This window comes from Streptomyces agglomeratus, assembly GCF_001746415.1.
GTDB lineage: Bacteria > Actinomycetota > Actinomycetes > Streptomycetales > Streptomycetaceae > Streptomyces > Streptomyces agglomeratus.
In genome coordinates this window covers 214,352-234,612 of the sequence record NZ_MEHJ01000001.1, presented here as the reverse complement: position 1 = coordinate 234,612, position 20,261 = coordinate 214,352, and the positions used below count along the sequence as shown (strand labels likewise).

The window sequence follows — 20,261 nt, the reverse complement described above, 5'->3', positions numbered from 1 at the left end:
AGCCGGTCGGTCAGGGCCACCGCTTGCTGAATCCCGCAGCGGCGCGTCACGGGGACATGGAACTGGATGAGTCGACCGGCGAGGCAGAGCATGGATGCATCACGCTCGTCGGCCGGAGCCGGGCCCGTCCCGTCCCGGGCCCCGCCCCGTGAGCGCGTCGTCGGCACCGTGGCTCAGCAGTTCGTGGAGCAGCGGGGTCGCGGGCAGTGCCGGGTGGAGGTACACGCGCTCGCGGCGTTGCTCGACGGCGGCCAGCAGCTTCCGGAAGGTGGTCCTCGCCTCCTCGATTCGCCCGCCGTGATGTTGCGCCTGGCCCAACAGGCCCAGGTGGAGCGGGTGGCGTAAGTACGTCCTGGACTGGCCTAATTCAGCCAGTGAGGTGTGGATGAGGGCGAGGCCGTCGTCGTGATGTCCTGTGTGCGCCAGGCCCCACCCTTTGACGACGCCCAGCATTGCCTTCCAGTAGAGCAGTCCGTGTTCGCCCGCGACGCGGATGCCCTCGTCGCTCGAGGCGAGTGCGGTGAGGGTGTCACCCTCCCAAGTCGCCACGACCCCGTCCACGTACAGCGCGAAGGAGCGGTCGGACGGCCTGCTTTCGTACTCGGTGAGGCTCAACAGCTCACGTCGGCGCGCGCAGGCGGTCCGCCGGTGTCCAAGGAGCCAGTGGGTGAAGGTGTCGTAGGAGCGGCAGGAGACGCGTGGGTCGTGCTGGAAGGTTCGCGCCAGCGCGTGATTCTCGTTGGCGAAACGATCCGCTATGCCGACGCCGCGCTCCAATTCGGCGAGTGCCTGCGGGAGCATCCCGCGCACATGCAGCACGATGCCTTCGCCGTACGCCGCACCGAGCGCCGCCACGGGCTCCCAGGTCTGCCGCGAGATCTTCCGCAGCAGGCCGGAGAACTGCCGCGAGGCGTCGTAGCGGCCGGTGACCATGTACGCCGTACACAGCGCCCAGAGCACCGACGGGTCCTCGGGGGCATGAGCGGCCGTGCTGAGGGCGCGACCGCGCGTCAGTGCCGTCTCGGCCTCAGGGTGGCCGTAGCCGCGAGTGGTGGCGAGTACCTGGCCGAGTTGGATGTGCAGGTCCTGTTCCAACCTCCCTGTGGCGGGATCGTCCTGCGGCAGGAAGCCGACCAGGTGCACGGCGCGGCGCAGCCAGATCTCCACCTGCTCGTACGCCATGGACTGCTCGGCGTGTTCCGCGGCGAGCAGAAGCCGAGGCAGCACCTCGGCGGCGGGCAGCGCACTCTTGGCGTGCCAGCTGTGATGCGCCACCCGCTCGATCTCCTCGTCCCCCACCTGCCCGCGCCTGCGCGCGCACAGCGCGTCGGCGACCCTGGCGTGCAGACGGTGGCGGTCCTCACGGGGGAGCTCGTCGACGAGCGTCTCCTGGACCAGGGCGTGAGCGAAGTGCAGCCGCCCCGGATGGTGCGGGTCCTCCCAGAGCAGGCCAGCACGGATGGCCGACTCAAGACCCGCGACGACCGGTTCGTCGTGCGTGGCGGTCCGGTGCAACAGGTCGGTGTCCACCTCGGCGCCGATGACGGCGCACAGGTGAAGCACTCGCAGGACCGGCTCGGGCAGCGCGGCGAACCGCTGGTGCAGTGCCTCGCGTACTCCGGTGGGAATGTGAGCCAGGAGCGTGTCGGCCGCATCCGGGCGACGGAGCTTACGCGCGTCGTCCACGAGAGAGAGAAGCTGGATCACCGAGTACGGGTTGCCTTCGCTGCGCCGGTGCAGCACCTCGACGACCTTCGGGTCCACACCGGGTCCTGCGTGTGCCTCGACGAGGGCACCGACGGCCTGCAGGGAAAGCCCGCCGAGCCGCAGCGTCTCGGTCCTGGGGCCGCGTAGCACCTCGGAGACCATCCGGCGCAGCGTCGCGTCCGACTCGGCCTCGAACGCCCGCGCCGTGAGCACGATGCTGATCGGATGGCCCTGGCAGCGGGTGCTCAGCAGCCTGAGCAGGTCGAGGGAGGCGGTGTCCGCCCATTGCAGATCTTCGAGGAGCAGGACGAGCGGGTGTTGTCCGGCGAGGGCGAGCAGCACCTCGCAGACCGCGTCATGGGCGAGGAAGCGGGCCTGGCGCCAGTCGGATGCCCATCCCGGGTCTCCGGTCCGGGCCGCCGACCGTTCGGGCATCAGTGGGGCGAGCAGGGCGCCGAACGGTTCCGTCGCCTCGCGAAAGGCATCCGGCCGGGTCGCGGACAGCCGCCGCAGGATCTGCGTCCACAGCCAGTAGGCGGGCACGCCCTCGCCGGGGAAGCAGTGGCTCCAGAGCACCTCCAGCCTGGAGCCGTTCTCGTGCGCGTCCATGCTCTCCAGACGCGCCGCGAGTTCGAGCAGCAGGCGGGTCTTTCCGACTCCGGGGGGGCCGAGGACACCGGCCACATGGCCGTGGCCCACGACCGCGCTCGCGGCGGCGGTCGTCAGGCGGTCGAGCTCCTGGCCACGGCCGGTGAACGGCGAGGGGGCAGGCGCCCACCCCGACTCGAACTCCGGGGATTCCCCGGCTTCCCGGGCGGCAGCCGGCTCGTGTTCCGGTCCGGGTACGGGCCGCGACCGGGACGACCCGGTCCGCGCGCCGGCGGCATCCGCCCGCGGGCCCGGCGGCACATCGGTTCGCGCCCTCGGGCGCGCGTCGGTCCCCGCGATCCCCTCGCGTTCGACGGCCGTGCCGGACTCGTCCGTCCCGTTGGCGCCGCCGGATGCCACCGCCGGGCCGTACCCCCGGACCGTGACGGCCGTCCCGCCGTTCCAGGAGGCCCCGAATCTCTGCAAGCCCTCGGAGTCTTGTACTCCGACGTCACCGATCTCGTTCGTCACCGGCGGGACACACGACGCTCCGGTGGACTCGAGCGGTGGGGGAGGCAGCTTCTTCGAGGGGGCGCTCGTTCCCGGCTCCTGGCGCAGGATCGCGCCTCTGACCCGGCGCAGTTCGGCCGAGGTGTCCACGCCGAACTCCTCGACCAGATGACTGCGCGTCCGCTCGTACACCTCGAGCGCCTCGGCCTGCCGCCCGAGCCGGGACAGTGCCGTCATGAGGTGGCCGACCAGCCGCTCCCGCGTGGGATGACGGCGCGCCTCCCCGTCCAGATCGGCGGCCACCTCCTCGGCCGCGCCGAGAGCCAGCCGTGCCTCGGCGCGGGACTCGACGGCGGTGAGCCGGATCTGTTCGAGTCGGGTGCACTCGTCGCTGAGCGGCGGATGGCCGTCGAACTCCGCGTACGGCGAGCCGCGCCACAGCCCCAGAGCCTCGGTGAGCCGTGCATGCGCGGCGCGCGGATCGCGCTGCTCCAGCAGCCGCCGTCCGTCGGTGACCAGACGCTCGAAGCGGCAGGCATCGACCTGTTCGGGGTCGAGATCGAGGACATAGCCCGGTGTCCGATGACGCAGCACCGAAGTTTGGCCTGTTCCCGTCTTTGCGCGCAGGGACCGTCGCAGATGGGAGACGTGACTCTGGAGTGTGGCGACGGCGTGCCGGGGCGCCTGGTCACCCCACAGTTCCTCGACGAGCAGCTCGGTGGGCACCACACGGCCGAGGCGTACGAGCAGCAGGGCGAGCAGGGTTCGCCGACGTGGCGGGCCGAGCGGCAAATCATGCCCGTCGTGTCGCGCCGACATGGGCCCCAGAACGCTCAGGAGGAGCTCAGCCTGGCCGGTCGTCCCGGGTGACACGTCTGCGGGCGGAGGGAAAGGCATGAACGGTCCTCATCGTGCTTGCGGATATGGCTGACGGACGGTTCGAGCTGGCTGGTCTCACACCTTCTTCTGTGGATCCTGACATGGCGAACGGCGCCCTCCAAGCCGGAGATCCGGCGATTGGCAAGAAAGCGTCAGGTGTCCGGCAAGGATTTCGACAAGGGGGCCGAAAAACGACGGCGGGCGGCGGCAAGGTGCCGCCAGCGGCTCGACCAGAACCCTGCAAGGGCCGTGAAGCACGATGTTCGCATCTGGAGTTACCGCTGGTCCCAGGGCCGATGACGCCCCTGCCGACAGCCTCACGGCCGTTCGCCGGCGTCCGAGTTTATTTCGCCCAAGTTTCCTAACTGGGAGGTCTCTCTTGCTGAGTCCAGCACCTGCAACTCCGGGCCTGTGCATGGCGAGCCTCGATAAAACCTTGACCATCCAGCAGGCGAACCAGGAGTTCTTCAGGCAGTTCAACGGATCGTCCGAGGACATATGCGGTCGCAATTTCCGTGACGTCGTGCACCCGAGCGTGCAGCAACCGTTGATGCGTCAATTATTGAATTTACTCGAAGGGAAACACCAGCGATTCGTCACGCCCGTCATCGCCGTGGGGCCCAGCGCGGAGTCCGCCTTCACCGTTCCCCTCACCGCGGTCGCGGTACGCGGCGTCCTGCCCGACACGACCGCGATCCTGGTCATGATGCCCACGGCCGGGGACGCCGAGCAGACACCTGTGATGCCCCGACGCAAGAAGATCCTCTCCTCGATGGACGCGCGCATCCTCGAAGGCATCGCCGCCGGCGTCTCCACCATCCCCTTGGCGGCAAGCCTCTACCTCAGTCGGCAGGGCGTCGAGTACCACGTGACCTGCCTGCTGCGGAAGCTGAAGGTGCCCAACCGCGCCGCGCTGGTCTCCCGTGCCTACTCACTGGGCGTACTCAAGGTCGGCACCTGGCCCCCCCAGGTCGTGGACGGCTTCGTGAAGTGAGCGGGCACGGGGCCCGCGCCGGGCGCCCGCGCGCGGGTGGCCGGCGCGGCGTTCGCCCGGGCCGGACACAGGGTCGCCGGACTCGCCGTTCACCCGGTATCCGGCAAGCACATGGCGGAGCGGCTCGCGTGCGTGCACGCGCGGTGGACGAGCACCTCACCGGCGCCTACCACAGGCTCCGGGCCGCCGGACGGCCCGAACCGGCCGCGTCCTGCCCTCTGCCGCCCGGTCCGGCGGACGCCTGAAGACATGCGTGAACTCTGCCCGCGCCCGGGAACGGCCGTACCGTGACGCCCTCTTCCGCGCCCCGGGCAACCGAACAGCCGTGCCTGGCCTTCACCGGGTCGACTCGCGTCCGATCCGGACGTCGCCGACGGCCTTTGCGCGATCTTCACACGGTCCGTTCCGCCCCGGACCGCCACTCCGGTCGGCGTTCCGATTCATCTTTCCCTCCAAGTTCAGGAGCCACAGCGTGATTGACCACCAGCCTCTGTCCCGCCGCCGCATGCTCGGCCTGGCGGTCCTGGGTGCCGCCGCACTCGGGGGGCAGACCACGATCACCGCCGCCCCCCGGGCGGCCGCTGCCACCGCAACCAGTGGTTCCGGCGGCACGTTCGTCCCTGCCGTCGTGGTCGGCACCGGTTACGGCGCGGCCGTCTCCGCCCTGCGCCTCGGTGCGGCAGGGGTCCCCACCCTGATGCTGGAGATGGGCCGACTGTGGAACCAGCCCGGTCCGGACGGCAACGTGTTCTCCGGAATGCTCAAGCCCGACAAGCGCTCCAGCTGGTTCAAGACCCGCACCGAGGCGCCGCTCGGCTCCTTCATGTGGCTCGACCTCGCCAACCGGGACATCGAGCCCTACGCGGGCGTACTGGACCGGGTCAATTTCGACCAGATGTCCGTGTACGTGGGACGCGGGGTCGGTGGCGGTTCGCTCGTCAACGGCGGCATGGCGGTCACGCCCCGGCGCTCGTACTTCGAGGAGGTGCTGCCCCAGGTCGACGCCGAGGAGATGTACTCCAAGTACTTCCCCCGCGCGAACTCCACCCTCCGGGTCAACAACATCGACAAGAGCTGGTTCGAGCAGACCGACTGGTACTCGTTCGCGCGTGTCTCGCGCCGGCAGGCCTCGAACGCGGGCCTGAGCACCACCTTCGTGCCCAACGTCTACGACTGGGACTACATGCGCCGTGAGGCGAACGGTGCGGTGCCCAAGTCCGCGCTGGCCGCCGAGGTGATCTACGGCAACAACCACGGCAAGGTCTCACTCGACAAGAGCTACCTGGCGGCCGCCCTGGGCACCGGCAAAGTCACCATCGAGACCTTGCACGAGGTCAGGACGATCCGTCAGCAGAACGACGGCACATATGCGCTGACCGTCGAGCAGAGGGACGCCGACGGCAAGCTGCTCGCGACCAAGGAGGTCTCCTGCCGCCACCTCTTCCTCGGCGCAGGCAGCCTCGGCTCGACCGAGTTGCTGCTGCGTGCCCGGGAGACCGGCACCCTCCCGAACCTCAGCCCTGAGATCGGCGGAGGCTGGGGCCCCAACGGCAACATCATGACCGCCCGCGCCAACCACATGTGGAACCCCACGGGCACCAAGCAGTCGTCGATCCCCGCCCTCGGCATCGACGACTGGGACAACCCGGACACCCCCGTCTTCGCCGAGATCGCCCCCCTGCCGGCGGGAGTCGAGACCTGGGCCAGCCTCTACCTGGCCATCACCAAGAACCCGGAGCGCGGCACCTTCGTCTACGACGCCGCCAAGGACCGGGCGGACCTGCGCTGGACCCGGGACCAGAACGCACCCGCGGTCGCGGCCGCGAAATCGCTGTTCGACCGCATCAACAAGGCCAACGCCACCGTCTACCGGTACGACCTCTTCGGCAAGCAGATCAAAGCCTTCGCCGACGACTTCTGCTACCACCCGCTCGGCGGCTGCGTCCTCGGCAAGGCCACCGACAACTACGGCCGCGTCGCCGGATACAAGAACCTCTACGTGACCGACGGCTCACTCGTCCCCGGCAGTATCGGCGTCAACCCGTTCGTGACCATCACGGCACTGGCGGAGCGGAACGTCGAGCGCATCATCAAGCAGGACGTCACGGATTCCTGACCAGCGGTAGGCGCGGCCCGACAGCGCCCCACCCCTTCTCCTCCCGGCGAACGCCCCGCCACGGCGGGCGGTCGAACCGAAACCGAAAAGGAACGACTCCGTGAACTCCGCGCTCACCGAGAACAACAGCCTCTGGATCCGCAGGTTCCACCCGCGCCCCGACAGCCGCGCCCGGCTGGTCTGCCTGCCCCACGCGGGCGGCTCCGCCAGCTTCTACTTCCCCGTTTCCCGGTCCATGCCCGACAGCGTCGACGTGCTGTGCGTGCAGTACCCCGGCCGCCAGGACCGCCGCACCGAACCTCTCCTGGACTCCGTACCGGCGCTCGCCGACAAGGTCTACGAGGCCCTCCTGCCCTGGACCGACCGGCCCATCGCCCTGTTCGGCCACAGCATGGGCGCCTCCCTCGCCTACGAGATCGCCCGACGGCTGGAGCAGGAGCGGGGCGTCATGCCCGCCGCCCTCATCGCCTCCGGCCGCCGCGCCCCGTCCACGCACCGTGACGAGACCCTCCACCTGCGCGACGACGACGGCCTCGTCGCCGAGATGCGCGGCCTCAGCGGCACCAACCCCCAGCTGCTGGGCGACGAGGAAGTCCTGCGCATGATCCTCCCGGCCATCCGGGCGGACTACCGCGCAGCCGAGACCTACGTCTGGGAACCCGGGCCGCCCCTGCGCTGCCCCGTGACCTGCCTCGTCGGCGACGACGACCCGAAGGTCACCGTGGAGGAGGCCGCCGCCTGGTCCGGGCACACCGACGGCCCCTTCATGCTGAAGGTCTTCCCCGGCGGCCACTTCTTCCTGGCCCAGCACCAGACGGAGATCGTCCGCCTCATGGCCACCCAGCTGGAGGCGTCCGACCGGGCATGAGGACCGGCCTGCCCGTCGCGCCGTGAGACCTCCGCACAGCGCGGCGATCCTGCTGCAGCACGTTGCCATGGCCTGCCAGCAGCAGGTCGTCCTGCAGAGCCCCCGACGGAGCGCTCCGTCACCAGCTTCCCGCACGTGCGGCGCGAGCTGACCGACGCGTACGTCAGGCTCGTCGGCATGAAGTCGTTCAGCGACCGCGCTGTCGACTGCGAGACGCCGCGGCCAGTGTCTGACCAGTCGGTGACCGGATGGATCCGCTGCCAGCCCTGATGCGGCCCTGCCGGCGCCCACCTGGCCTGCGGACAGGCCAGCACGGCCCCCGGCGGTGGAGATCAGCGCGGCCGGGGGATCTGCTCGCGTTGGCGGCGGCGCCCGTAGCGGGTCAACCCGCGCGGCTTGAACACCGACAGGGCGGCCGCCGTCAGGAGCACCAGCAGAGCGGCGGCCGCGTCCGCGATCAACTGGATGCGCATGCCCTGAAGCTCGCCTCCCGCGAGGGCGGCCCGGGCAGCCGCGTCGGCCAGGTGTCCGACCGGCTGCATGTGGACCAGCAGCAGAACGGTCGCGCCCACGGTGATCAGAAGTTTCGCGATGACCCAGTAGTGCCGCAGCAGCCCCCACACCGTGCCGAACGACTGCACCAGGCCGGTCAGCAAGGAGGCGACGCTGAACGGGACGATCACGTACCAGCCGATCACGTCCATGGCCAGGTATGCGCCCCGCACCATCTGGGGCTCGCTGCTGGTCAGCCCGGCGACGGCGAGGGCCAGGAAGGCCGCGACCGAGCCCAGCCAGCCTACCGAGGCAGTGACGTGAGCCGTGAGCGTCAGCTTGCGCAGCCGCAGCCGCAGCCGCAGCCGCAGCCGCAGCCGCAGCCGCAGCCGCAGCGGGAACGCGGTCACGGCGTATGCCCCGTCATGCCGCCACCCGCCAGGTGCACGATCACGAACACCACGAACAGAACAACAGCGATCGCCGCGGAGACCTTCACCCCGCGCGGCGCCCCCTCGCCGTCGTCATCGTGCCGGTCCGGTGAGCCTGCCATGAGGTTGGTGACCTTGATTGAGCGGTAGAGCATGCCGTACTGCAGGACGAGCATCGCCGCGTCGCGGCGCCCGATCCGGGTGCCTTGGTCAATCTTGCTAAGCACCTTGACCAGGTACTTCAGAGCGAGACCGGCGGATCCGATCGGGTTCGGTACCTCCGCACGCCGAGACCGGCGCGCCGTATCCGACGCCGGCTGCTGCGTAGAGCAGGGAGAATCCAGTCGCCCGGACTCGTTCCGGCAGTTGGCTTTGGAGAGCAGGTTCCGCTCATGGACGATCGAGGCTAGAACTTCGCCAGGAGGTCCTTTACCAGCACCAGTTCCTCTTTCTTGGGCATCTTGATCAGGAATCCGCTGATGTCCAGAGCAAATTCCATCGCATCCATTGCGTGAAAATTAGGGCGGGAGAACTTGTTCGCACACGCCACGCCGAGGCGGAGAGTGAACAGGCCATTAAGGGTGGCATTCACTGCGACTGCGGCCGGAACTCCTGCCACCGGAAAGGCTAAAATCAAGGGTGCTGCGGCCCATGTCAGTAATTTCGATCCTAAAACGTAGCCAGAAACTGCGCTTACGCCTGCTGCCGCAAGCTTCGCGGTGACCGTCAGGCTCAGATCGTGTCCGGCTTTCTTGGCGATTGCGCCTATCATCACCGCCCACGTGGCACCCACGCCGGCCATGTCGAGCGTCGGTACGAAAAGACCAGGAACGGCGATTCCGCTTGCCGCAATAACACCCGCCCCGATGGCATCTTGATATTTCGAATCAATGCGCGACACATGGGGAGATTAGCAGATGGGCGAGGTCTTCTTGTATGGCTGGGTTCAAGCGGGCGTGCCTTTTTTATCGCCCTGGATAAGTTCTGCCTGGTGAATCGTTCCTGCGGTAATTGAGGCACATCGTTTGTTACATGAATGTCTCCCCGAAACATGCGCCTCATAGTTCTGACTCATGGTCAACCAGCCCCGAAGCCGCCGGCGATATGCACACGAGGGCGACCCGAGCGCAGGTCCGACATCTTCGCCACCACCATCCCCCGCGACCAAAAGCGCGGCTCCCCCAGAACGTCGCCTATCGACGATGTCGTCGGCCGCGCCCGGCTGCACATGAGCCGTGTACCCCGCAGTACATCAATGCGGCCGCCGCCTCGCGTTCGCCCGGCCGTTACTGCCACCTGCCACGCCCTGTAACGCCGCACATCGGCACGGCCCCGCCCCGCACGCCGTGCCGTCTTGCCCGCGTAACCCTGCTCCTGCTCCTGCGGCTGAGGTGGCTCGCAGGCCGGGCGGCGCTGGGGTGGATGAGTTTCGTATGGGCGGTGCTGGCGCCCGACGTGTCCTCAGCAACCGAACACCGACCAGCAGATGTCGTTGCGCAATCGCTGGTCGTCAAGTACGAGTTCGCGAATCTTCTTTGGGAGCTGGTCGCGCTGCCACTGGCACTCGCGTCGCCCTGCGGCCTCACTCTCGCCTTTTGGTGTGCCGGCGCGTGCGGCCTTGATCGCATAGGCAGCCGCTCCGAGCTCGTGCGCGGCGACGTGTGCGACGACTGCGGCCTGGCCGGCGGCGTAGGCGGCATACCGTGCTGCGCCATGCAGGTCTCGAGCCGCGCCCATCGCATGGCCGCCCGCCGCGCGGGCCTGCATCATCTTGACCTCGCCACGCACCCAGGCGCGGGCATGTTCGATCGCCTGGCGCGGCCGTGGGTCCTCAGACTTGGCCGACTCGAAGAGGTCAAGGACGTGCTCGGCGCAAGCTGCCGCCCAAAGGGCGAGGAGATGGTGATCCGAATCAGTGAGGGTCCCACCGCGGCGGATCGTCACGAAGCGAGGGTCCCTGACCTTCGGGAGAATCATGGCTGACATTCCTTCCTGCTGGGATGAAGCGAAGCCTGTGAACCCGGTGGGCGATCCACGTTCGCAACCACCGATAGAACTCAAGCAGGGTCGAGGAGCCGGTTCTGCCACTCGGCCATGCCCTCGAGGACCTTGTCGGTGATTGTGCAGATCGTCTGGCGGGAGACCTCGGCGCCATAGACCTCGGCCAGGTGGGCCTGGACCTCTCCGGTTGTCAGGCCCTTGGCCGCGAGCGAGATGACCATCTCGTCCACACCGGAAAGGCGCTTCCGCCGCTTCTTGACGATCTTCGGCTCGAAGCTGCCTTCCCGGCCCCGGGGCACGGTTATCTCGACCGGGCCGACGTCGGTCAGCACGGTCTTGGCTCGGGTGCCATTGCGCGAGTTGCCGCTGTTCTTCCCGGCCGGATCGTGCTTGTCGTAGCCGAGGTGGTCGGTGATCTCGCCCTCGAGAGCGGACTCCAGCAGCCGCTTCGTCAGCTGCTGGAGCAGCCCGCCTTCGCCGGTCAATTGGAGCCCCTCAGCCTGAGCCCGGCCCACCAACTCATCGATCAGACGGTCGTCCACAGACTTCACCGACACCGCCTCAGACGGCTCTGCAGACTCGGCCTCGGTCACGTTGTTGCTGGTCATCGATGCATCTTCCATGATCGGGAGTTACACCGAACGTTTTACAGTCCCCGGTCCGGGTGCCGCCGGGCCCCGCCCGAAGGGGCGCGAGCCCGGCCCCCATCACCCGAGCCGGAAGTCCCGATGCCGAGGCATGGTTCACCCGGCGCCCTGCGTGAACGCGCGTCAGCGCCCGGTGTCGGCGAACCAGACAAATCCGTCTGCCTCCCGGTCCCCCTCCCCGCTCACCTCCTCGAGCACCGGTCCCCCGGCGCCCGGGTGCCTGTCGGCGCGGTCGGGCAGGAGGACTTCGACCCGTACGGATCCGGTCTTGCGCTGCTGGGCTACGAACTCGTCGATCTGGGTCCGGCACGCGTGGTCCAGGTGCGTCAGGGCCGTCAGGTCCAGGCGCATGCGGGGTGTTCCGGCGGCCGAGAGCGCTTCGAGGGCTTCCAGCAGCTGCGGGAGCCGGACGAAGGTGGCGCTGCCCGTGATGATCAGCTTCGCCGTCTGAGCGTCGGTCGTCTGCCGGAAGGTGGTCCGCGACATGCGCAGCACCGCGAGCAGGGTCCCGGCCGCCAGTCCGACCAGGACGCCCTCCAGCAGCGCCGTACCGAAGATGGCCAGCGTGGTGACGGCCATGACGGTGGCTTCGCCGCGATCCTGCTTCCACAGCAGGCGGAACTGTTCCGGGGCGAACAGCTTCCATCCGCTGTGCACGAGGACGCCGGCCAGGACCGTGATGGGGATGAGGGCGAGCAGGCCGGGGAGCAGGAGCGCGAAGGCGAGGAGCCACAGGCCGTGCAAGGTACGTGAGAGGCGCGTACGTGCGCCGGCCTGGACGTTGGCGGAGCTGCGGGCTACGACGGCCGTCATGGGCAGTGCCCCGAGGGCGCCGCAGACGGTGTTGCCGATGCCCTGGGAGAGCAGTTCGGTGTTGTAGCGGGTGCGCGGTCCGGTGTGCATGCGGTCCACGGCGGCGGCGGTGAACAGGCTCTCCGCCGACGCGATCGCGGTGAAGGTGAGGATGGTGGCGATGACCGCCGGGTCGGCCAGTCCCGCGAGTTCCCCGGGTCCCGGCAGGTGGACGGAGCCGAGGAGGTCGCCGACCTGGAGGGTCTTGATGTCGACGCCCGGCAGTGCGGCGACGCCCATCCCGAGGACGACGGCGACGAGTGCGGCGGGCACCCGGCTCAGTGGGCCCGGCGCCTTCTTCCAGAGGAAGCTGAGGAGCACGGTGATCGTCCCGAGCGCGGCGGCGACGAGCGCGTCGGGCGTACCGAAGGTCCTGGTGACCAGTCCGGGCAGCCCCAGCAGGTTCTCCATCGGCGTGCCCGGCGCCTTCGAGTCGGCGACGGCGTACGACTGACCGATCATCAGCGGCAGTCCGATCCCGGCGAGCATGCCCTGGACGACCGCGACCGAGATGGCCTGGAACATGCGGCCCAGGCGTACGAGTGCCAGAACGATCTGGAGCAGGCCGGTGGCCAGGACGATGATGCCGAGCATGGCCAGTCCGTGTTCCAGCACGGCCTCGGCGACCAGTGCCGCCAGGCCGGCGGCGGGCCCGCTCACCTGGAGCGCACTGCCGCGCATGAGGCCGACCACCAGTCCGCCGACGATGCCGGAGACGATCCCCAGCTCGGGCGGCGCGCCGGACGCCACGGCGACCCCGATGCACAGCGGGAGGGCGACCAGGAAGACCACGAACGAGGCGGTGATCTCCGTACCGAGGGACGCGCCGCGCAGTTCGGCGACGAGTCCCGGCGCCGCCGCCGGGGGCGCGGGAGTCGGCGTGGAGGGGCCGGCGGCACGGGTGGTGTAGCGGGGGCCGGTGGGGCGGGCGTGCCGGGCTCGCTGTCGGGGCGGGGACGGGGAGGACATGGTGGGGGGACTCCTTGTGCGGGCCGGAAGCGGGCTGGGCGGTCAGTGGGGCGCGAAGGTGCCGTCCTCGCCCAGCTCGTGGAGTTCGCCGGTGTCGACGCGGTAGTACCAGCCGTGGAGCCGCAGCGAGCCGTCGTCCAGGAGGTCGCGGACCACGGGGTAGGTGCCCAGCGTCGCCAGCTGGTGCACCACGTTGAGCTGGACCAGCCGTTCGACGGAGCCGGCGTCGTCCGGAGTCCGGGAGGTCAGCACGGGGCGCACCAGGGACAGCCACGCGTCGACACCGGGGAGGAGCGAAAGGTCGCGTCCGGAGGCGAGCGCGCTCATGGCGCCGCAGTGGGAGTGGCCGCAGACGACGACGTCACGGATGCCGAGCACATTGAGGGCGTACTCGATGGTGGCCACCTCGCCGGACGCGTCGGCCGCCCAGCGCGGCGGAACGATGTTGCCAGCGTTGCGCAGTTCGAAGATCTCACCGGGGCTCGCTCCGGTGATCAGCGAGGGAACGACGCGGGAGTCCGAGCAGCTGATGACGAGGGCCTGCGGGGACTGGCCGTCGGCGAGGCGCCGGTAAGTGTCACCGGCGTCGGCGACCCGCTGGTGGAAGGAACGGGCGTGGTCGAGAAGGGCCTGCATGAGTGGTGTCCTCCTGATCGGGGCAGTACGGGCTGGTGCGGCGGTGCGGCACGGTGCCCGGGGACTGTGCGGACGACACTAGGAAGCCGTCCTCAAGGCGCAGGCCAGCGATTGGCTAACGAGAGTCCAGCAATCGCCCAGAACTTCGCCGCGGGAAGGTGTGAGGTATCGCTCGAAGAGCGAAGACGGCGGCATCTGGCGACTGGCCCTGTTGTACGGTGCGAAATCTCGAACAGATGCTTCGGGAAACGGCAGTTGACGCATTCCGGGCGCCGTTCGGCACGTCGCGCCGCGGTGGGATCCGGAAGGACGGGAACGACGTATGCGGGTGCTGCTCGTCGAGGACGACGAATCCATCGCCGAACCGCTGGCCGAGGGGCTCTCCCGTTACGGACTGGCGGTCGACCGGGTGGCGACGGGCGGGGATGCGCTCGCCGGGCCGTTCGGGGACATCGTGCTGCTGGACCTCGGTCTGCCGGACATGGACGGCATCGACGTCTGCCGCCGGATCCGGCAGGTCTCCCACGTGCCCATCATCATGCTGACCGCCCGCGGCGAGGAAGCGGACCGGGTGGTGGGGCTCGAGATGGGGGCCGACGACTATCTGGCGAAACCTTTCAGCATGCGGGAGCTCATCGCACGGATCCGCGCCGTGACCCGCCGCACGCGCGCCGGGGCGCCGCACGCGGCCCTCCCCGTGCCCGCCGTGCCGCAAGCCGGGCACGCGCGTCTGCCGGGGGCCGGCGCCGCCGGCCCGGCGCCGCTCCGGCCGGAGGCGCTGGTGGTGGACCGCCGTACCCGCCTGGCGTGGGTGGGCGACGCCCTGCTGGCCCTGACGCCCAAGGAGTTCGACCTGCTGGCGCTGCTGGCCGAGGACCCGGGCGCGGTGTACTCGCGCCAGCAGATCCTCGACCAGGTGTGGGACCCGCACTTCCACGGCCCCACCAAGACCCTCGACGTCCATGTGGCGGCCCTGCGGCGCAAACTGGGCGATCCCGCCTGGATCCACACGGTCCGGGGAGTGGGGTTCCGCCTCTTCGTCCCCGCGTCGCGCGGCTGAGGGGCGGGAAACGCCATGACCCGCCGCCTGCTCCTGAGCTACCTGACGGTGGCCCTCCTGGTTCTGCTGTGCCTGGAGGTGCCTCTGGGCATCGTCTACGGCCGGGCCGAACAACAACGCGCCACCCGGGCCGCCGAGGACGAGGCGGAGTCGCTGGCCGCGTACGCCGCGGTCTCGCTGGAGGGCGGGCGGATCAGCGCCCTGGAGGACCGGGTGGCGCACTGCGCCGAACGCATCGGCGGCGAGGTGGTCGTCTTCGACGCTTCCGGCCGCCCCGCCGCGTCGTCCCGGCCGCTGACACCCAATCAGGTATCGGATCTGGCCGGCACCCGGGAGGTGCGGTCCGCGCTGCGGGGGCGGGCGGCCGTCGGTGTCCGTACCGCTCCGGTGGGCGGCGGGGTGGGGGTGCCGGCCGCCGCGGCGCCGGTGCCGTTCGGCCCCTCCCGCTACGGTGCCGTACGCGTCACCCTCCCTGGCGAGACCGTGCGCCAGCGGGTCCACGGCGTGTGGCTGACCCTGGCGGCGGTGGGCCTGCTGGCCCTGACGGCTGTGGCGGGGGTGGCGTTCTGGCTGGCCCGCTGGACCAGCCGGCCCGTCCTGGAGCTGGAGCGGGCCACGGCCCGCCTCGCCGAGGGCGACCTCTCGGTGCGGGCGACCCTGGCCACGTCGACCGGCCCGCCCGAGGTCCGGCGGCTCGCAGTCACGTTCAACGAGACGGCCGCACGTCTGGAGCACCTGCTCGCCTCGCAGCGCGCGTTCGCCGGCGAGGCCTCGCACCAGCTCAGGACACCGCTGGCCGCGCTGCGGCTGCGCCTGGACAACCTGGAGCCGGACGTGGCCGCCCACGCGAGGGGCGGACTGACGGCGGCGGTGACCGAGACGGACCGGCTGGGCCGGATGGTCGAGGGGCTGCTGGCGATGGCGCGGCTCGACGAACAGGCGGTCACACGCGTGCCGGTGGACCTTGACCGCATCGCTCTGGAACGCGTGGAGACCTGGGGCCCCGTGTTCGCGGCGCGGGGCTGCCGGCTGGCGCTGGGTGTGGAGCACGCCGGGCACGCCCTCGCCGTACCGGGCGCCGTGGAGCAGATCGTGGACAACCTGCTCTCCAACGCCCTCCGGGTATCGGGGCGCGGGTCCGTGGTGCTGCTGGACCGCCGGCTCCCCCGCGCGCCGCGCCGCGGGCACCGCGAACACCGTCCGCAGTACGCCGAGTTGCATGTCATCGACGAGGGCCCGGGGATGACGCCGGAGCAGCGGGAACGCGCCTTCGACCGGTTTTGGCGGGCACCGGGCTCCACCGACGGCGGCAGCGGCCTCGGTCTGTCCCTGGTGCAGCGGCTCGCCGTCGCCGGTGGCGGCCACGTCGTCCTGGAAGAGGCAGCCCGGGGCGGCATCGACGCCGTGGTACGGCTGCTCGCCGTCCCGTCACGCGGCGGGACCGGACCGGCGCCCGGCCGGGGCGAGGCGCTCCGGCAATGGCCCACCCTGAGGACCGTGCCCGTCCCCCGCCTCCGCTCCAGGCCGCACAGCGGCGCCCGGCCGTGAGCGAGCGGCAGCGGGGAGGAGCGACTGGACCCGAGGAGGCCCACTCGCGGAGCCGGAGGAGCGGTCGGAGCAGGCGAACCCAGCGCGGCCGCACATCTGGTGCGTGAGCGTCCTGATCCGGTGGACGCGGCCTTCAATCACACCCAACATGACCACCCTCACCCCCGCCCCCAGCATCACCATCCGCCCCGTGCGGGCCGACGGACTCGATACGTACTTCGACCTCACCCTGCTCGTCGACCTCCGAGTCCCTGCCGATCAACTCCCCGCCCTCAAGAAGACAATCGCAGCGGCCCTGCGGGCCGAGAGCGGGCCGTTCACTCACGGCCTGAACCACTTCCTGTTCGCCGAAACCGCCGACGGCACCCTCGTCGGTGCCGTCCACGTAGGCCCGGCCCAGTAGATGCTCGACCGTCAGATCCCCGCCCGCCTACGGCACACCCTCACCGGCCGGGTCAGTAACATCGACACCATCGCCGTTCACCCCGACCACCGCCGCCAGGGGATCGCAACCCGCATCCTGACCCGCGTCGAGACCGACTTCCGCAACGCCGGTTACCGGGCCCTGACCCTGCGCCACGAGCACGTCAAGAAGCGCTTCTTCACGGCACACGGCTTCACCATCCTTCCCAGCCTGGCCGTGGACCTCCCGCACCTCGGACTGTTCACCCGGCACGAACCCGGGCTGGAAGCACGCCGTCAAGCCGCTCGACCCCACCGTCACCTTCACCCAACAGCGGGGCCTGACGACCGTCACCGGCCTCCTGAACTGACCGCCTGGCACCGGCCCAATCCGTCCCCCCGGCGCTGTCCCGCGACGGGGCCGGGGGCGGACGCAGCCCCCTCACCAGCGCCAACTGAACCCGCCCCACCCCCGGCCCCGCCCCTGTACCGGAAACGGGGCCGTGCGCGTCCCCGCGCCACCAGCCGCCGCTGAACCACAGCCGCCGCCCCACACGGCCCCGCGGCCGGGAGACCTCGTCCCGGCCGCGGGGGGCGACCTCGTACCGCGCTCCGCCCTGGCGAGCAGACCCGGCCACCATCCCCGGCTCCCCCTTGCCGCTCTAAAGCCCAAGCCCTCGACCGTGGGCCTGCCGCGCCCCGCGCTGGCCCACCCTCGTCGCCCACGAAGACGACCCGCTCTCGGCAGGCCGGCTGGTGCACTGTGCACTGCGCCTGGCCGACACCCACCAGGCCGGACTCGTCGTCCGTGCCCAACAGCCGGCTCTCCCACCGCGCCTACATACGCCGCCGGTTCACCCCCGGCCCCCTCAACCCGCGCATCCTCATCCGCCCGCCGCACCAGGCGAACCGGAACCACGACAACAGCCCTGGTCAGTCACCTGACCCAGCTGTCCGTGACAGCCGAGCACCGAAGGGACCGGAGCGGCGACCTGACTGGACGCGTACGGGCGTACACCGACAAAGGGTGGAGACGACCACCGCCCGCCTTGACTTACCCGGATCGCTGCCTTCCGGGAATATCGCTGGGTCCTGTCGTCATCGGCCGCTACCGTGCGACCCCAGGACCAAAGAAGGGTGGGCTGATGCGCCCAACGCTGCTGGTGGACGTGGACGGACCGCTCAATCCGTATGCCGCCAAGCCGCACCGGAGGCCCGCCGGCTATGAGACGCACCGGCTCCTCACACCACGCTGGGAAGCCGCCGAGCGGCGCCGCCTGACCGAGTGGGGGCTGCCGAACAAGCGGATGAAACCGCTGCGGGTGTGGCTCAACCCGGATCACGGCCCGGCCCTGGACGCGCTGCCCTTCGACCTGGTGTGGGCAACAACGTGGGAAGAAGAGGCCAACGCCTACGTCGCACCGGTCCTGGGATTGCCCGAGCTGCCCTTCATCGCCTGGTCCTCGCCGCGCCCCGTGCCCGACAACGGTGTGTTCTGGAAGACGCCTGAGATCGTCACGTGGGCGAAAGGCCGGGCCTTCGCCTGGATCGACGACGACATCACCGAGGCAGACCGAACCTGGGTCAAGGAGCACCACGACGGCCCCGCCCTACTCCACCGAGTCGACCCCCGATACGGCCTTGCTCTCGACGACTTCGCCGCGCTGACAGCGTGGGCGACCACCCTGAACTGAACTCAACAGCCGGTCGGCAACCGGCTGTGACGTGGTTCCACATGAGCGGCTCTGCACGCGATCTGGCGCTGTCCCGCCACCGGTGGGAGGAACTTACCTACGAGCCGCCCCGGGCCGAAGGGTACCTGCGCACGTACCGGGCGATGGTGGAGGAGTTCAACCCCGGGACCGCGAGGGCCGGCACGGGCACCCTGTTGAGCCCGCAGGAAGCCGCGATGGCTTCGTGCGTACGTCACCGGGTACTGAACGCGCTGCCGCTCTGGGAGACGTGCGTGTTCTGCACGGCCGGGGTCTGAGGATCTGCTCCTGTTGGGGCAGTTCGCGCCGCAGTTCCCCCGCCCGAACGCCTGGGGGAGCAGCACCGCCCTTCCACCTTCAAGCCACCCCCCGTGCTGCTGCCCAGGCACCCTTCGTCGCTCAGGACACTAGGCGTCCGCCGGGACCTTCTCGCTCACCTTCTCGGCGGCCGGCTCGGACACCGACGCGGCATCGGCGTCCACGGGCGCGGTGTACATCACCGAGTTCTGCTTGCTCTCCTTCTCGATGCTTCCCTTCTTGACGAGGCTCTCCAGGCTGTTGCGCACCACCTGGATCGAGGTCGACCGGCCGTGCTTCTCCGCCAATTCGGTGTGGACCTCGCGGGCCAGGTGCGGATGCCCGGTCTGAGCACGCAGAACGCCCAGAACAACCTCGTGCAGCGGCGGCTCAACACTCGTCGTAGCCTCGGCGCCTGCCTTGGTTGCCTTCTTCGCCGGTGCCTTGTTGACGGGCGCCTTCTTCTTCGGCGCGGCCGCCCTCTTGGCCGACGCCTTGGTCCGCGCCACCCTCTTCTTGGTACCGGAAGGAGCGGCGGCCTCCGGCGCCAACTCCTGTCGCGGCCGCGGCACAGCCTGCGGTGCTTCAGCCTCGGCCGGTGCAGCAGACTCCTCGGCCACGGGTGCGTCCTGCAGCTGCACCACCAGCCACTTCTCATCGCTCTGCAGTTGCTTCAAACGCCCACGCAGCTCCGCCTGCTCCTCACGGTTCGCCTTGAGATCGGCGGCATACTGCTGCGCATACCTGCTCTGAATGGGGGTGTTGTTCTCGGCCACAGGGAACCACTCTCCTCGTGCTTGGTTGTTGCCGCCGGATGCTACCCATCCCTGAGAGGCTGTAGATGCCTTCCTGCGCGATCCGCACCCCTTGCGGGTACATGTCTTCAAGGCCGAACTCACAGACCTGCGGGCAGTGGTGCCCCGGTCGGCCGGCGGCCGGAGGACCGGAACCAACACCGGCGACACCCCGCCAGACACCCGGCACAACCATCCTGGCCCTGAATACCGAGGGAGTGGGGGAGTGGCACGACCCGGCTGCGGCATAGGCTCGTAGGCGAGGCGAGCCTCGATGAGGGAGGGGACGAGATGACGAGTTCGAGTGCCCAGTGGAGCGAGGGCGCGGCCTGCCGCAGCTCCCACCGGGAGGACCTGTTCGCAGACGCCGCCCGGCAGAACCGGGCCAAGACGGTGTGCTCCGGATGCCCGGTGCGCATCGCGTGCCTGGCCGAAGCCCTCGACAACCGGATCGAGTTCGGCGTGTGGGGCGGCATGACCGAACGCGAGCGCAGAGCACTGCTACGCCGCCGACCCCACGTGACATCGTGGCGTCAGGTACTGGAATCGGCGCGATCGGCTCACGAGCAGTCCCGAGCCAGCTCACCGGCGCCGGCCTCGACAGCCTCGCCGGCCCGGCACACCGGCTGAACCACCAGGGCCTCCAGTCACCGCCTCCGTGCCCAACTCACCGCGCCCGCAGGCGAGCGAGACGCTCGAGCAGCGGGCCGCACAGGGACCCTTCGTCCCGCCGCCGAGCCTCGAACTCAAGCGGCGCT

At 69.9% G+C, this 20,261-nt stretch carries 18 protein-coding genes and 1 pseudogene; 10 read left to right on the top strand and 9 right to left on the bottom strand.

Annotated features, from left to right (window positions below; genetic code table 11):
• Positions 1 to 99: 99 nt before the first annotated feature.
• On the bottom strand, positions 100 to 3,624 hold the full coding sequence (locus tag AS594_RS01065; protein WP_079148374.1) for an ATP-binding protein: 3,525 nt from the start codon (positions 3,622 to 3,624) through the stop codon (positions 100 to 102).
• Between the two features lie 496 nt (positions 3,625 to 4,120).
• Here AS594_RS01065 and AS594_RS01055 point away from each other — a divergent pair, with 496 nt between their 5' ends.
• The 3 genes from AS594_RS01055 (at position 4,121) to AS594_RS01045 (ending at position 7,662) form a co-directional block, all read left to right on the top strand.
• A complete protein-coding gene (locus AS594_RS01055) occupies positions 4,121 to 4,678 on the top strand; it encodes a LuxR C-terminal-related transcriptional regulator (RefSeq protein WP_420877762.1) in 558 nt (185 codons plus the stop codon).
• Between the two features lie 505 nt (positions 4,679 to 5,183).
• Entirely contained in the window at positions 5,184 to 6,794 is a 1,611-nt protein-coding gene (locus AS594_RS01050) for a GMC oxidoreductase (protein WP_069934024.1), read from the top strand.
• A 100-nt stretch (positions 6,795 to 6,894) separates the two neighbouring features.
• Positions 6,895 to 7,662 carry a thioesterase II family protein gene (locus AS594_RS01045; protein WP_069925200.1) on the top strand — a complete coding sequence of 256 codons (768 nt, stop codon included), beginning with the start codon at positions 6,895 to 6,897 and terminating at the stop codon, positions 7,660 to 7,662.
• A gap of 332 nt (positions 7,663 to 7,994) precedes the next feature.
• Here the strand turns inward: AS594_RS01045 and AS594_RS01040 are convergent, their stop codons facing one another.
• The 7 genes and pseudogenes from AS594_RS01040 to AS594_RS01015 all read right to left on the bottom strand — a co-directional run bounded on the left by AS594_RS01040 (position 7,995) and on the right by AS594_RS01015 (position 13,690).
• Positions 7,995 to 8,564: a hypothetical protein gene (locus AS594_RS01040; RefSeq protein WP_240508884.1), complete on the bottom strand. Its 570-nt coding sequence runs from the start codon at positions 8,562 to 8,564 to the stop codon at positions 7,995 to 7,997.
• Positions 8,561 to 8,812 (bottom strand): site-specific integrase, encoded by a 252-nt coding sequence (locus tag AS594_RS01035; RefSeq protein ID WP_069925199.1) that lies wholly within the window; start codon positions 8,810 to 8,812, stop codon positions 8,561 to 8,563. The genes AS594_RS01040 and AS594_RS01035 overlap by 4 nt, the downstream gene beginning before the upstream one ends.
• Positions 8,813 to 8,991: 179 nt before the next feature.
• The gene (locus AS594_RS43750) at positions 8,992 to 9,486 is read right to left on the bottom strand and encodes a hypothetical protein (protein ID WP_141747131.1); all 495 of its coding nucleotides are present in this window, start codon (positions 9,484 to 9,486) and stop codon (positions 8,992 to 8,994) included.
• A gap of 560 nt (positions 9,487 to 10,046) precedes the next feature.
• Positions 10,047 to 10,562, bottom strand: a complete 516-nt coding sequence (locus tag AS594_RS01030) for a putative immunity protein (RefSeq protein ID WP_069933660.1) — start codon at positions 10,560 to 10,562, stop codon at positions 10,047 to 10,049.
• Between the two features lie 89 nt (positions 10,563 to 10,651).
• Positions 10,652 to 11,194, bottom strand: a pseudogene (locus tag AS594_RS01025) (transposase); the annotation flags it as partial.
• A gap of 162 nt (positions 11,195 to 11,356) precedes the next feature.
• On the bottom strand, positions 11,357 to 13,054 hold the full coding sequence (locus AS594_RS01020) for a SulP family inorganic anion transporter (RefSeq protein WP_079148375.1): 1,698 nt from the start codon (positions 13,052 to 13,054) through the stop codon (positions 11,357 to 11,359).
• Positions 13,055 to 13,096: 42 nt separating this feature from the next.
• Positions 13,097 to 13,690: a carbonic anhydrase gene (locus tag AS594_RS01015; RefSeq protein ID WP_069925197.1), complete on the bottom strand. Its 594-nt coding sequence runs from the start codon at positions 13,688 to 13,690 to the stop codon at positions 13,097 to 13,099.
• 322 nt (positions 13,691 to 14,012) lie between these two features.
• Here AS594_RS01015 and AS594_RS01010 point away from each other — a divergent pair, with 322 nt between their 5' ends.
• The 6 genes from AS594_RS01010 to AS594_RS00985 all read left to right on the top strand — a co-directional run bounded on the left by AS594_RS01010 (position 14,013) and on the right by AS594_RS00985 (position 18,690).
• On the top strand, positions 14,013 to 14,750 hold the full coding sequence (locus tag AS594_RS01010; protein ID WP_069933661.1) for a response regulator transcription factor: 738 nt from the start codon (positions 14,013 to 14,015) through the stop codon (positions 14,748 to 14,750).
• 15 nt (positions 14,751 to 14,765) lie between these two features.
• On the top strand, positions 14,766 to 16,298 hold the full coding sequence (locus AS594_RS01005) for a sensor histidine kinase (RefSeq protein WP_069933662.1): 1,533 nt from the start codon (positions 14,766 to 14,768) through the stop codon (positions 16,296 to 16,298).
• 148 nt (positions 16,299 to 16,446) lie between these two features.
• Positions 16,447 to 16,701, top strand: a complete 255-nt coding sequence (locus AS594_RS01000; RefSeq protein WP_069925194.1) for a hypothetical protein — start codon at positions 16,447 to 16,449, stop codon at positions 16,699 to 16,701.
• Entirely contained in the window at positions 16,702 to 17,235 is a 534-nt protein-coding gene (locus tag AS594_RS47810; RefSeq protein WP_079148376.1) for a GNAT family N-acetyltransferase, read from the top strand. It begins immediately after the preceding gene.
• 610 nt (positions 17,236 to 17,845) lie between these two features.
• Positions 17,846 to 18,394 carry an HAD domain-containing protein gene (locus AS594_RS00990; protein ID WP_069933664.1) on the top strand — a complete coding sequence of 183 codons (549 nt, stop codon included), beginning with the start codon at positions 17,846 to 17,848 and terminating at the stop codon, positions 18,392 to 18,394.
• 41 nt (positions 18,395 to 18,435) lie between these two features.
• A complete protein-coding gene (locus tag AS594_RS00985; protein WP_141746899.1) occupies positions 18,436 to 18,690 on the top strand; it encodes a hypothetical protein in 255 nt (84 codons plus the stop codon).
• A 129-nt stretch (positions 18,691 to 18,819) separates the two neighbouring features.
• Here the strand turns inward: AS594_RS00985 and AS594_RS00980 are convergent, their stop codons facing one another.
• Positions 18,820 to 19,485, bottom strand: coding sequence for a BlaI/MecI/CopY family transcriptional regulator (locus tag AS594_RS00980; RefSeq protein ID WP_069933666.1), 666 nt, complete (start codon positions 19,483 to 19,485; stop codon positions 18,820 to 18,822).
• A gap of 309 nt (positions 19,486 to 19,794) precedes the next feature.
• Between AS594_RS00980 and AS594_RS00975 the strand changes: the two genes are divergently transcribed.
• Positions 19,795 to 20,133, top strand: a complete 339-nt coding sequence (locus AS594_RS00975) for a WhiB family transcriptional regulator (RefSeq protein ID WP_069933667.1) — start codon at positions 19,795 to 19,797, stop codon at positions 20,131 to 20,133.
• The last annotated feature ends 128 nt before the right edge of the window (positions 20,134 to 20,261 follow it).

Bases quoted from the DNA above. Each gene is read 5' to 3' on its own strand.
- AS594_RS01065 (WP_079148374.1), bottom strand. From the start codon at position 3,624: ATGTCGGCGCGACACGACGGGCATGATTTGCCGCTCGGCCCGCCACGT.
- AS594_RS01050 (WP_069934024.1), top strand. From the start codon at position 5,184: ATGCTCGGCCTGGCGGTCCTGGGTGCCGCCGCACTCGGGGGGCAGACC.
- AS594_RS01030 (WP_069933660.1), bottom strand. From the start codon at position 10,562: ATGATTCTCCCGAAGGTCAGGGACCCTCGCTTCGTGACGATCCGCCGC.
- AS594_RS01020 (WP_079148375.1), bottom strand. From the start codon at position 13,054: ATGTCCTCCCCGTCCCCGCCCCGACAGCGAGCCCGGCACGCCCGCCCC.
- AS594_RS01015 (WP_069925197.1), bottom strand. From the start codon at position 13,690: ATGCAGGCCCTTCTCGACCACGCCCGTTCCTTCCACCAGCGGGTCGCC.
- AS594_RS01010 (WP_069933661.1), top strand. From the start codon at position 14,013: ATGCGGGTGCTGCTCGTCGAGGACGACGAATCCATCGCCGAACCGCTG.
- AS594_RS01005 (WP_069933662.1), top strand. From the start codon at position 14,766: ATGACCCGCCGCCTGCTCCTGAGCTACCTGACGGTGGCCCTCCTGGTT.
- AS594_RS01000 (WP_069925194.1), top strand. From the start codon at position 16,447: ATGACCACCCTCACCCCCGCCCCCAGCATCACCATCCGCCCCGTGCGG.
- AS594_RS47810 (WP_079148376.1), top strand. From the start codon at position 16,702: ATGCTCGACCGTCAGATCCCCGCCCGCCTACGGCACACCCTCACCGGC.
- AS594_RS00990 (WP_069933664.1), top strand. From the start codon at position 17,846: ATGCGCCCAACGCTGCTGGTGGACGTGGACGGACCGCTCAATCCGTAT.
- AS594_RS00985 (WP_141746899.1), top strand. From the start codon at position 18,436: ATGAGCGGCTCTGCACGCGATCTGGCGCTGTCCCGCCACCGGTGGGAG.
- AS594_RS00975 (WP_069933667.1), top strand. From the start codon at position 19,795: ATGACGAGTTCGAGTGCCCAGTGGAGCGAGGGCGCGGCCTGCCGCAGC.